Annotated in this window: 11 protein-coding genes; 5 read left to right on the top strand and 6 right to left on the bottom strand. The window is 48.4% G+C overall.

The features are described from left to right. The first annotated feature begins 173 nt into the window (after window positions 1–173). On the top strand, window positions 174–626 hold the full coding sequence (locus tag Q0198_RS09530; protein ID WP_297897443.1) for a hydrogenase 3 maturation endopeptidase HyCI: 453 nt from the start codon (window positions 174–176) through the stop codon (window positions 624–626). Next, entirely contained in the window at window positions 627–1,490 is an 864-nt protein-coding gene (locus tag Q0198_RS09525) for a formate/nitrite transporter family protein (protein ID WP_005871911.1), read from the top strand. Between the two features lie 281 nt (window positions 1,491–1,771). On the opposite strand, the gene Q0198_RS09520 is transcribed toward Q0198_RS09525, so the two are convergent. Beyond that, window positions 1,772–2,410, bottom strand: coding sequence for a Crp/Fnr family transcriptional regulator (locus tag Q0198_RS09520; protein WP_005871915.1), 639 nt, complete (start codon window positions 2,408–2,410; stop codon window positions 1,772–1,774). Window positions 2,411–2,764: 354 nt separating this feature from the next. Here Q0198_RS09520 and Q0198_RS09515 point away from each other — a divergent pair, with 354 nt between their 5' ends. The 3 genes from Q0198_RS09515 to Q0198_RS09505 all read left to right on the top strand — a co-directional run bounded on the left by Q0198_RS09515 (window position 2,765) and on the right by Q0198_RS09505 (window position 6,075). Further along, window positions 2,765–3,598 (top strand): class I SAM-dependent methyltransferase, encoded by an 834-nt coding sequence (locus Q0198_RS09515; protein WP_297897441.1) that lies wholly within the window; start codon window positions 2,765–2,767, stop codon window positions 3,596–3,598. Window positions 3,599–3,829: 231 nt separating this feature from the next. Further along, window positions 3,830–5,242 carry a sodium:alanine symporter family protein gene (locus Q0198_RS09510; RefSeq protein ID WP_297897439.1) on the top strand — a complete coding sequence of 471 codons (1,413 nt, stop codon included), beginning with the start codon at window positions 3,830–3,832 and terminating at the stop codon, window positions 5,240–5,242. A 146-nt stretch (window positions 5,243–5,388) separates the two neighbouring features. Further along, complete coding sequence (locus Q0198_RS09505) at window positions 5,389–6,075, top strand: MOSC domain-containing protein (protein ID WP_297897436.1); 687 nt, start codon at window positions 5,389–5,391, stop codon at window positions 6,073–6,075. A gap of 741 nt (window positions 6,076–6,816) precedes the next feature. Here Q0198_RS09505 and Q0198_RS09500 read toward each other — a convergent pair. The 5 genes from Q0198_RS09500 to Q0198_RS09480 all read right to left on the bottom strand — a co-directional run bounded on the left by Q0198_RS09500 (window position 6,817) and on the right by Q0198_RS09480 (window position 11,036). Next, window positions 6,817–7,833 carry a hypothetical protein gene (locus tag Q0198_RS09500; RefSeq protein WP_297897434.1) on the bottom strand — a complete coding sequence of 339 codons (1,017 nt, stop codon included), beginning with the start codon at window positions 7,831–7,833 and terminating at the stop codon, window positions 6,817–6,819. A gap of 32 nt (window positions 7,834–7,865) precedes the next feature. Further along, window positions 7,866–8,288: a hypothetical protein gene (locus tag Q0198_RS09495; RefSeq protein ID WP_297897430.1), complete on the bottom strand. Its 423-nt coding sequence runs from the start codon at window positions 8,286–8,288 to the stop codon at window positions 7,866–7,868. Window positions 8,289–8,291: 3 nt separating this feature from the next. After that, on the bottom strand, window positions 8,292–8,435 hold the full coding sequence (locus tag Q0198_RS09490; RefSeq protein ID WP_297897428.1) for a hypothetical protein: 144 nt from the start codon (window positions 8,433–8,435) through the stop codon (window positions 8,292–8,294). 342 nt (window positions 8,436–8,777) lie between these two features. After that, window positions 8,778–9,155, bottom strand: coding sequence for a RidA family protein (locus Q0198_RS09485; protein WP_297897425.1), 378 nt, complete (start codon window positions 9,153–9,155; stop codon window positions 8,778–8,780). A 1,119-nt stretch (window positions 9,156–10,274) separates the two neighbouring features. Further along, entirely contained in the window at window positions 10,275–11,036 is a 762-nt protein-coding gene (locus Q0198_RS09480) for a TSUP family transporter (RefSeq protein WP_297897422.1), read from the bottom strand. Window positions 11,037–11,350 lie beyond the last annotated feature (314 nt).

Genomic DNA, 11,350 nt, shown 5'->3' with positions numbered 1-11,350 from the left:
GAGAACTCGGGCGACTACGTTAAATTTAAGATCGGTAACCTAAGCAAGTATTTCGAGATTGAAATTTTTGCCGAGCACGCAGCTAAGCTAATCCCTCAGCTTTGCGAATGTGAGCTTAAAGATCTGCTAAAAAATATGCGCGAAGGATATTTCGTGCTAAGGAAGGATTTTTGATGCGAAAGGCGTTGCTTTGTATCGGCAATCCCCTTCGCGGCGACGACGACGTGGGCAATGAAACAGGGCGAATAGTCGAGGCGAATCTAAAAGACTGGCGCGTTTTTTATGGGCAGGATGTGCCCGAAAACGAATTTGCAGCACTTAGGGAATTCGCCCCTGAAATTCTGATCGTAGTAGATGCGATGAGCGGCTTTGATGAGGATAAGATAGAATTTTTCGACCTCAGCAACGATCGCGACTATATCTACTCGACGCATAACCTACCTACGCCGGTGCTTCTAAGCTATTTGCGCAAAATTTGCCCAAAGACATTGTTTTTGGGCATAAGCGTGCTGCTCGATAATGTCCTTGATTTTAAAGAAGGGCTAAGCGAGAGCGCAAAAAAAAGCGCGAAAAAAGCTTATGAGCGTATCTTAGAAATTGATTCAAATTTAAATGAGGAGGAGTAAATGTTAAATCCTGCAGAAACCGCGCAAGCGGTGTCTAGTTCGATGCAACACAAGGCGCATACCCCGCTAATTAGCATAATTTTTCTAGCTATAATGGCGGGCGCTGCAATCGCTATGGGCGATATTTTCTGGGCTCACTCGACCGTCGGAATGGCTGAAAAGCAATCTATTGGCTTATCGAATTTCATCGGTGGTATTACCTTTAGCTGCGGTCTGATGATGGTGGTTTTTTACGGTGGGCATCTATTTACCAGCTCGGTTTTAACGGGCGTACCTGCTGCCGATGGCAAATTACCGCTAGGTAAAACAATCGGCTATTGGGCTATCGTTTGGTGCTTTAACTTTGTAGGCGGTGCGTTAATCGCGTATATGTATTATTACTCAGGACTTCCGCTTAAATATGACGGCTACATCTTGCAGCACTTCATTCCTGCAGCAGCAGGCAAAATAAACGCACCTTTTCATGAGCTATTCATCCGCGGAATTTTTTGTAACGTGTTTGTATGTATGTCTATCTGGACTGCGACCAGCGAGAGTAATCTATCGGGTAAATTCTTTGCAATTATGTGGATGATCGGCGCATTCGTAGCTTGCTCGATGGAACACTGCGTGGCAAATATGTTTATCCTAACCGAAGGTATCATCGCTAAAGGCCACTACCTTGCGGCTGCAGGTGGCGATGTAAATGCTCTTGCAAGCTCGCTTCACGGTGTAACGGCAGCTCAAATAGATTCAATAAACTGGGGAAATTTTATCGTTAAAAATATGATCCCGGTTACGCTAGGTAACATCTGCGGCGGTCTATTTTTCGTAGGCTTGGTCGGATTTATGGTAAATAAATACGATATGAAAAAGAAAGACTAATCTATCGCGCTTCAGCACGATATAAACAAAATATGGCGCGGCACTTTGCCGCGCATTTTTAGTTTCTTAAATTTTAAAAATTCCGATGCGTAAAATTTCATTTGATCCAAAATTTTAGACGAAATCCTAATGAAATTCGGGATGAAATTACAAAACCAAGCTCTTGATAAAAATTTTGCGCTGTAAATCTAGGCAAAATTCTACGCCGTAACTTTAGACAAAATTTCGCGCCTAAGCCGTAACGTAAGCCGCATAAATGCTTTAAAAATTCTAGCCCGCGCCTAAACACAGTAACTAAGCAATCTATCGTAGTCCAGGATCAAAAACTCGTGCTGACTGATTTTTTGAATTACGTTATCTTTTACAAGCTCGTTAAACGCGGTACTCGCGCTTTGACGCTTGAGCCCTACGAAGGATGAAAGCACCTTTAGCGAAAAGGGCAAAAAGACGTATTTGTAGCCATTTTGATGAAAATTCTGCTCGTTTGCAAGCTCGATCAAAAAGCTCGCGATGCGCCCTTTTGCATTTTCAAAAAGTATGGAACGCGTGATTTTGCGCTGCAGCAGAATTATCTCTGTTAAAATTTTTATATATGCCTCGCAAAAGCTGCGATTTGCCAAGATCTCCCCTAGTCCGCTCGCATCGATCGTGTAAATCTCGCTGTCCTCTAAAAACTCAAGCGCGCAAATTTCATTGAGAATGGTAATATTGTCCTTGTTTAGGTAGTTGATGATAAATTCTTCGCCGTCTTCAAAAAACGAAAGCTTAGCCTGTCCACTTTTAAAAATAAAAACTTTAGGCGCCTCGCTATAAAAAACATAGCCTTTTTTGATGACTTGGTGCTCGAACATTGCAAGCTCCTCGTCGCTAAGCGTGGCGATAGCCTCGGTTTGCAGTAGTCCCAGCCGCGATTTTTCCATATAACCTCCAAAAGCTAAGAATTATACAATGAAATATTTAGACAAAGATAAAGCTGCGCGGATTAAATTTACCATCCGCACTATGGCTGCGCATCTAGGTCGCCTAAGCTAATAAATTTTATAGCTTTTAAAATTCTAAATTTTACCCGCGCTTTGCATCGCGTAAAATTTCAAAAATTTATTGAGCCTTATGTGGCGAAATTATAGCCAAAACCCGTGGCGCGAATTTAAAATTCTGCCTTTAAATAAAAATTCATATCATTTTATTGAAATTTTATTTAGCAAGGATATAATAATGCATATTAAAAATAAGCGGTATTTTGCTCGCAGCAATACCGCAATAGAGGGAGCTTCATGCAAAAGTTAAATTTTAAAGATAACGTCTCCGAGACGCTGCTAATCAATGTCTATATGCGCCATTTGGATTTCAAAGACGCGGATCCGATCCTAAACGATCCGTTTTCAAGCGCCGTCGTAGAGCAGATCGATTATGATTTTGCGAAATTTAACGACGCGCGCCTTAGCAAGACGGGCACGGTGATCCGCGCGAAATTTTTCGACGACGAGACGCTGCGACTCGCGGCGGAGTTCGACCGCCCTATCATCGTACAACTTGGCGCCGGGCTCGACACCCGCCCACTTAGATTGCAAAAAGCCCTACCGAGCGCCCTATTTTACGACCTCGATCTGCCCGACGTCATCGCCATACGCGACGCTCTGCTACCCAAAGCTCAGAACAACTTTAGCTTGCCCTACTCGATGTTAGATCACTCATGGATGGACGAGCTGGTCGCAAAGCACGGCAGCGCGGGCTACATCTTCATTTTAGAGGGGGTGAGTATGTATTTTGAAAAGGAGGAATTTAAAAAATTTTTTATCGCGCTTGCGCAAAAATTCCGCGGCTACGTGCTGAGCGACTTTATGAGCGAGTTTTCGGTTAGGAAATTCGACTCTAGGCGCCATGACGCGATGAAACACATGCAAAACGCACCCTTTAAAATGGGCATCGGCGGCGGCGCAGAGGTGCAGGGCTGGGATAGTGCGCATATCTGCTTCGCCAAAGAGGCTGCAATGCTGAAAATGTATAAAAGCCGCTGGAGCCTTAAAGGGCGCCTATTTAGCCTGATTCCCGCCTTTTGTAACGCGTGCAAGATGTTCGTTTTCAAAATCATCGGCAGTGATGAATAATAAGGCTTAAAATTTCAGTTGATTGCTTTGCAAATTTCGACAGCTAAGGCGGGAATTCTAAGCTGATTATCTGGCAAGCTGGCATGCAGAGCAAACAGCACATACCGCTTTGCTTAATGCTTGAGTAAAATTATAAAAACGCTTTAAAATTTTGCTTAAATTTACCTCGATTTATAGGAATTTAAGAGTTTTTAAAATATATTTTCGCATCTTAAATTCACGGAAAAGATCATGCAAAATTTTCTCGACAAACTCACCGCCACAATTGACGCGATCAACTCCTTTTTGTGGGGTCCGTACTTTCTAATCGCCCTACTTTGCGGCACCGGCGCGTATTTTACGGCGCGCTTGCATTTAGTGCAAATTTTTAAATTTAGAATGGGCGCGCGCAAGCTCTTCGGCAACTTCTCCCTGCACGGCGAGGCTGCAGGCAAAAGCGGCATGAGCTCGTTCCAAGCCGTCGCTACGGCGATCGCGGCGCAAGTCGGCACGGGCAACCTGGTAGGCGCCAGCACCGCGTTAGTCATGGGCGGACCGGGCGCGATATTTTGGATGTGGTGCGCAGCGTTTTTAGGCATGGCGACGAATTTCGCAGAGATCTGCCTAGCTCAAATTTACCGCACCAAGGACGATAGCGGACATATGATCGGAGGGCCCGCGTTTTACATCAGCCGCGGACTTAAAAGCCCCTTTGCCAAGCCTTTAGCGGCGTTTTTTGCGCTAGCCATCATCTTTGCTTTGGGTTTCATGGGCAATATGGTGCAAGCAAACTCTATCTCCGACGGCTTTAGCGGCGCATTCGGGATTCCGAAGTGGGTGAGCGGCGCAGCCTTAGCACTCATCTGCTGCGTCATCTTTTTCGGCGGCGTCAAAGCGATCGCGCGCGTAGCCGAAAAGGTCGTGCCACTAATGGCGATCTGCTACGTGCTAGTCGGTCTCGTCATCATCGGCTCAAATTTCGATAAAATTCCATCCGTCATTGCGCTGATATTCAAAGCCGCATTTGATCCATCGGCTGCTTGGGGCGGCGCTACGGGCGCTACGATCGCTACTGCAATGAGATACGGCATCGCGCGCGGGCTCTTTTCAAATGAAGCGGGCATGGGCTCGACGCCGCACGCACACGCCGCAGCGAACGTCAAACACCCCGTAGATCAAGCCGTGCTCGGCATAATGGGCGTTTTCATCGATACATTCATCGTGCTTAACATCACCGTTTTTGTGGTGCTCAGCACCGACGTAGTCACCTTCGAAAACGGCAAGGCGGTATTTTCGGGCATCTCGCTGGTGCAGGAAGCCTTCGGGTCGCAAATTTTAGGTCGCAGCGGCGGCTACGGCTTCGTGGCGATCTGTCTGTTTTTCTTCGCATTTACCACGATTTTGGGCTGGTATTACTTCGCCGAGATCAACGTGCGATACCTCCTGGGCGCAAAATTCGTCAAGCTCTTGCAAATTCTAGTCGTCGCATTCGTATTCATAGGAAGCGTGCAAAAGATCGACCTCGTCTGGGGGCTAGCCGATATGTTTAACGGACTGATGGTGATCCCAAACCTAATAGCGATCATCCTACTTAGCCCCGTCGTCGTGCGGCTTTTGAGCGACTTTAACGACGGCAAAAGCTACGACGCGAACGACTACAAATAACGCCGCACGCTAAATTTCAAGCCCGCACTTGAAATTTAGCGCACAATCGCCGCAAAATTTAGAATTTTAAAATTCTTTTCGAGCTAAAATTCTTGCCTAAATTTTATGATCTAAGGAGAACGGATGCAAATTTTAAGGAGTAAAGAATGCCCGTTTTAAAGGCATTGCTAACCGGGCAACCGCGCGCTTACGGCGACGAGCGCGCCACGCAGCCTCTAAAAAGGCGCTGGGAGACGGCGATTTTTAAGCAAGCTAGAGCTGGCGAAGTGCGCGCGAACGAGCTTGGGTTCGATGGCGACGCGGTAGCCGACACGCTGCATCACGGCGGCACGGAAAAGGCAATTTTTGCCAACTCGTTGCAAAATTACGCTGCGTGGGAGAGATTTTTGGGGCTTAAAAATCTAGCCTACGGTGCAATGGGCGAAAACCTCACGATCAGCGGACTACACGAACAAAACGTCTGCATCGGCGATGTGCACCGCATAGGCTCGCTGGTGTTGCAAGTAAGCCAGCCGCGCAAGCCCTGCTACAAGCTCTCGATGCGCTGGGGTAACGCGGAGATGACGGCGGAGATCGCGCGCAGCGGACTTACCGGCTGGTACTACCGCGTGCTGGAGGCTGGCTCGTGCCGCGCAGGCGACGAGATCTACGTCGTGGGGCGCGACCCCGCTATGATGAGCGTGATGGAGCTTAACCGTCTATTTTACGGCGAGCGTATCGATGAAGGGCTGTTAGCAAAATTTAACCTGCTTACGACGCTTACGCCAAAATGGCGCGAGGATATGCGCCGCAAGCTAGAAGGCAGCTACGACGACGGCTTTATGCGGCTATGAAATTTAGCCTCGAAGCGGCGTTTTAAAACAGCAAAGTAGCGCCGCGCCTTGTTGTTTTAAAACACAACTCTTGGCGCGGATTTCAAAATACTTTCTAAGCCGTCGATGCTGGCTTTCAAGACACTTTCTAACTCCTCAATCGGCTTGCAAGAAAACATCTCTTTTGATGTGAGCCGCAAATTCAGACTAAATTCCAAAGACGAAATTTTAATTTGATCCGCGCTGATCGCGCGCAAATGCGATCTATTTTCGCACTCTGTTTTGCAGTGCGACACAGGCTACAAGCAAAAATTAAAGACGCAAATTTAACCGCGCTTAGAATTTAATCTTTTATGAAATCTAAATTTAGCCGCACATTCAAAGCCGCAAGCGCCGCTCTTTGTAAATTTTAAAATTTAAAAGCGGTAAATTTAATCCCCTTGCTACGCAGCGATTTTTTCCAAAATCAAAAAGCGAACTATTTTTACTCGCGTAACACACTCATCTCGCACATTTAGCGACGCAGCTCTTATGCTGCAAACGAGCTTCCTTAAAGCTTGTAACCACGCCAAATAAAGAAACCAAGCGCCTTGTTAAAGCCGCTTTCAAGGCTCATTCATAACACTATATAAGTAGAATTTTGCCCGGAATTTTCCGTGACACGGCAAATGCGACCTTTTTAAGAGCGTACCGCAGTTTAAAAGCCTACTTCAGCTTTTTAAACCGCGCACTGTATGGCTCAAAGTCCGTCCATTCCCCTGCTCAATCAACTATCGTAATCCCCGCATCCGCGCAGGTTTTTCGCGCCTTTTTAGATATGCCGATGCCGGTCGTCTCGATTTTTTTAAGATTTTTGAAGGGCGCAAGCTCGGCGGTATCGATGTTTTTGATGTCAAAAAGCTCGTCCTCGCCGTCCCAATCAGGCGCGATTTGCAGGTAAATTTCGTTCCCGCCGTCAAGATAGAGCTCGCTCACCTGCTCCGCCAAATCCGCAGGAACCGGATAGTCCTTAAACCACTTTTTGGCTTGCGGCAGCGCACCAAAATCCGCATACGGATCGATGCCGCGCTCCTCGCAGTACTCAAACACGTCAAATTTAGGCTGTAGCAGGGCTTTTTCATACATCAGCTCGTTCATCACGGCGATTTTGAAATTGAAATTTTTAAACGCTAGCGTCTCGCCAGCCGCGCGCGGAAGCTTAAATTTATCGCTCGGCCTGCGCTTTAGCTTTTTCTCTTTTTGATTGATGCAAACGCGCCCTATCGGCATTTTCGCAGCTCGCACGATGTCTGCGATCTCGTCGGTGTCGCGCTTAGCGAAGCGCTCGGCAAAGTCCATCGCGCCTATGCGCTCCTGCACGGTCTCCGCGAGAGCTAGCGAAACTTCAAATTTGCCCAGGCTAAGCTCCAAAAATATATATGCGCCGCGCAGCTCCTGCTCTGGCACGGTCTCAAGCGGCGGTCTACCCTCAAGCGTGAATGCGCCGCCGTAGAGCTTGCGCGGAACCTCGTGTTGCACGCCCTTTGCGACCTCAAGCATCAAAATCATCTCGGTAAGCTTCGGCTCTGTAAACTCTCCTACGCGCACAAAGGCGAAAATCCCCGCCTCATCCCAAAAATAGCGACTTTTGCCCTCCCCGTCATCGATCACGCGCGGCTGTCCCAAGGCTTCGTTAAATTTAGCCAGATCAAACTCGCAGTTTACGCCGCCGATAAAAATGTCGTCCGAGCGCACGTCGACGTCAAATTTTTGCTTTTTAAAAATGTCAAACAGTCCCATTTCACCTCTCCTGATTTTGCCTTAATTTCGTCTTAAAATTTTTCCAAAAACCCGTAAAAATCGTCCGCAAAAAGCCTATCCTCACTCTGCGCGTAGTCGCGTACATAGACCTTGTATTCGCACGGCGCGTCGTCTGCCGCCTCGCTTGCTATATCTTTCGTCGCTCCACTTGCCGCCTCACTTGTTGTCGCGCTCGCAGCTTTGCACGTCGTTTCAGCATTCATATTGCGCGACGCATCTGGCGATCTCTCCGCGCGCGCCTCATCGTCCGATGCCCTATTTTCCGCACCGTCGGCTACCGTCGCGACGACCGTATCGCGCGCTGCCGCGCCCGCAGTTTCGCCGCTCGTACTCTTCGCCGTCTTGCTGCGCGCCGTATTCGGCGAGCCGTCCGCTATGTCGCTTGCGGGCGAAATTTTAAAATAATACTCTTCGTCCTCGAGCTGCAAAAACACAAGCTAATCCGCGGCGAATAGCCCATTTTTCAGATTTATCTCATACGTGTAGCAGATGTCGGCATCGGCACTATCCGCAAACTCTGGCGGCGCGATCGTTTTTAGTTCCGTCCCCGCCGCGCTCACGCTAGCGTATCTTAGTAGCATCTGCTTGTAGCCCGCAGGCAGCGCGAAACCGAGCCGCCGCTGTGCCTACGCGATCCACGCGGGCTTTATGTCGCTGCGCCCCGAGACCGTGATATTTTTAGATTTTTGAATAAGTTTTTCTATCGTTTTGATCCCGTTTCGAGCGAGAAATTTTAACGCCCTAGCGCACCGGACGCGCTGTTTGCATAAAACCACGGGCGTTTGGCGCGGCTTTGAAAATCTAAATTTAAAAGCACGCGTAGCTTCAAAACCAAAGCGAGCCGTTTAAAATTTCGAGCAGCCCGCGTCTAAATTTTAACCGCAAACGCGAACCGGCAGAGTTCTAGCGATCTAAATTTAGCGCTAAGCCCTAGCCAGCGCTATTACTTCGATCTCCACAAGCGCGCCTTTGGGGAGTTTGGCGACCTGCACCGTGCTGCGAGCCGGCTTGTGCTCGCCGAACGCCGCTGCGTATATCTCGTTCACCGCGGCAAAATCGCCCATATCGGCCAGGAAAATCGTCGTTTTGACGGCATCTTGCAGCGTCGCGCCCGCTTCTTTCAGGATCGCGGCAAGGTTTTGCAAAACCTGCCTGCTCTGCGCCTCCACGCCGCCCGCGACGAACTCGCCGTCAGGCTTAAGCGCGATCTGCCCCGAGGTAAAGATAAGCCCGCCAGCCTTGATCGCCTGAGAGTACGGCCCGATGGCCTGTGCCGCATAGGGAGTTGAAATGATCTGCATAGTAAATCCTTTGTGAAAAATTTTGCCCATTTTATCGCAAAATATTTTAACTTTGTTTTAGGCGGCAGAATTTCGCGGGCGAGCGGGCGTGGATGCTGTGGGTACGATAAAATTTAATTGACGCGAGAGGTCGCTAAATTTCGGCGGGCGAGGCGAAACAGATGCGCAGCGATACGGTTAAATTTATCGCACAAATACAGCGAGCAATATAGCGAGGAGCTAGCGCGGAATAGCAAGCCGTGGCGGCGAAACGGCAAAATTTAAAATAGCTGATGGGCGCAGAAAACAGCGCATGAAAGTGCGACTAAATTTAATCGCTGCGAGTGGATTTGGTAGTACGTACGGGCGGCACGGCGAAATGATCTATGGAGCGGTATTTTAAAATTTTGTGGGCATAAACATATAAAATTTCATAGCACGAGCACGATAACGCCGCGCGCTCGGCAATACAACGACTCTATCGGCGGCACCGAATGAATGGCATGGCGATACGACGAAATAGATACGGGCAGTGTGGCTAAATTTGACTGATGCGAATGGACGAAACTTCATCGGCATCGTTGTGCAGTAAATCAAATCCTTGCACCATCAAGATCGCGATATCGCGACAGTAAAACCAAGCCCCCCACGGTAGTGATACGGGCGACGGGACGGTAAAAGCAGCGCCAAAATCGCCACCATCGCAGCAGAAAGAACAGCGCCGTCATAAAAAACAGTGCGACACCGCGCAATGCAATTAAAATCCTCGCAGTAGCAAGCGCGGCAACGAAGTTGTCGATGTAGCGAAGCAAAATCGACGATATCGAAACAATAAAATCAAGACCTCACGACAAGCGAGACCTCCGACGTAACGCCAATAGAATCAACATCGCAGCAGCGGGAAATTAGCGTAGTCGCGACAAGATCAGCGCGAAGCTACGATAAAATCGACGCCATCGAAGCGAGACTGGCACGACCCTACAGCAAGATCTGCGCTACTACGGCAGCAAGATCAGCGTCATTGCGGCAAATCAGCGAGGGCTCATAAAATTTTACGCGAAATTTTATACGAAATCCTGTATAAAATTCTATGATTTTGGCTTGAAATTAACCCGCGATCGGCCCTCAACCGGTCTGTAATTAATTTGCAATCAGTCCGTAAAGTAGCTTTAAAATCGTGGCGGCAACGACGAGCAGAAGCATCTTGCGCACAAATTTCACGTCGCATCTCATCACGAGGCTTGAACCTGCGAAGCTGCCCGCGATCTGTCCGACCGCCATCACCGCTCCGACGAGCCATAAAATTTGCCCACCGATGATAAAAACGCCCAAAGAGACGATGTTTGAGGTGAAATTTAAAACCTTCGTGTGTGCGACCGCCTTTTTCATATAAAGCCCCAAAATTCCCACGAGTGCAAACGTCCAAAACGAGCCCGTACCCGGGCCGAAAAATCCGTCGTAAAAGCCCAAAACAAGCCCAAAAATCGCGTAAAAGCTCTTTTTTGACATCTTGGGTTTGGCGGGCGCTTCGCCTAGGTTCGGCGAAAAAATCATATAAAAGAAAAGCGCCAGCAGGAGGATCGGAATGAGATAGTTTAGGAATTTCGCATCGATTAGGAGCAGGACATAAGCGCCGACGAGCCCGCCTACGAACGTAAAAATCACGCCGCGCAGGATCTCCGCCGCATCGACGTAGCCCTTGCGGATGAAATTTAAAGCGGCGGTGAAGCTTCCGAAGCTGCCTTGAAATCTATTTGTGGCGATCGCTACATGCGGCGGAACGCCCACGGCAAGCAGAGCAGGCAGCGAAATCAACCCGCCGCCGCCCGCGATCGAGTCGATAAATCCGCCGAAAAACGCCGCTGCAAAAAGCACCGCAAACTGCCAAAGCTCAAGCTCCATCTTTGTCCTTTTTTTTCAAATCACGCAGGCACGTGCTATGAACGCCTGTCAGAATTCTCGCAATTACGATCGCAAACCGCTCATACGCCGCAAAGTGCATACAAGCGCCTGCTAGAATTTCGTGAAATCCTATAAAATTTCGCGGAATTATATCGGATTTTGCTGCGCCTCTCTACTTAAATTTTATGAAATTTACCGCACGATTGCCGTTTTAGCTCCATGCATTTTATCGCGTCGCGCACAAGCTGCAAAATTTCATAAAATTTAAGTAGCACAAGGCTGTGGAATTTTACCCAAATTCTACAAGACAGCCC

Origin of the sequence: uncultured Campylobacter sp., from assembly GCF_938045205.1 — a bacterium.
Lineage (GTDB): Bacteria > Campylobacterota > Campylobacteria > Campylobacterales > Campylobacteraceae > Campylobacter_B.
Note: the sequence above shows the minus strand (reverse complement) of the source record. Positions and strands in the feature narration are given on the sequence as shown.

Coding starts and splice junctions, on each gene's coding strand:
- Q0198_RS09525 (WP_005871911.1), top strand. CDS start 627: ATGTTAAATCCTGCAGAAACCGCGCAAGCGGTGTCTAGTTCGATGCAA.
- Q0198_RS09520 (WP_005871915.1), bottom strand. CDS start 2,410: ATGGAAAAATCGCGGCTGGGACTACTGCAAACCGAGGCTATCGCCACG.
- Q0198_RS09480 (WP_297897422.1), bottom strand. CDS start 11,036: ATGGAGCTTGAGCTTTGGCAGTTTGCGGTGCTTTTTGCAGCGGCGTTT.
- Q0198_RS09500 (WP_297897434.1), bottom strand. CDS start 7,833: ATGGGACTGTTTGACATTTTTAAAAAGCAAAAATTTGACGTCGACGTG.
- Q0198_RS09530 (WP_297897443.1), top strand. CDS start 174: ATGCGAAAGGCGTTGCTTTGTATCGGCAATCCCCTTCGCGGCGACGAC.
- Q0198_RS09510 (WP_297897439.1), top strand. CDS start 3,830: ATGCAAAATTTTCTCGACAAACTCACCGCCACAATTGACGCGATCAAC.
- Q0198_RS09485 (WP_297897425.1), bottom strand. CDS start 9,155: ATGCAGATCATTTCAACTCCCTATGCGGCACAGGCCATCGGGCCGTAC.
- Q0198_RS09490 (WP_297897428.1), bottom strand. CDS start 8,435: ATGCTACTAAGATACGCTAGCGTGAGCGCGGCGGGGACGGAACTAAAA.
- Q0198_RS09515 (WP_297897441.1), top strand. CDS start 2,765: ATGCAAAAGTTAAATTTTAAAGATAACGTCTCCGAGACGCTGCTAATC.
- Q0198_RS09505 (WP_297897436.1), top strand. CDS start 5,389: ATGCCCGTTTTAAAGGCATTGCTAACCGGGCAACCGCGCGCTTACGGC.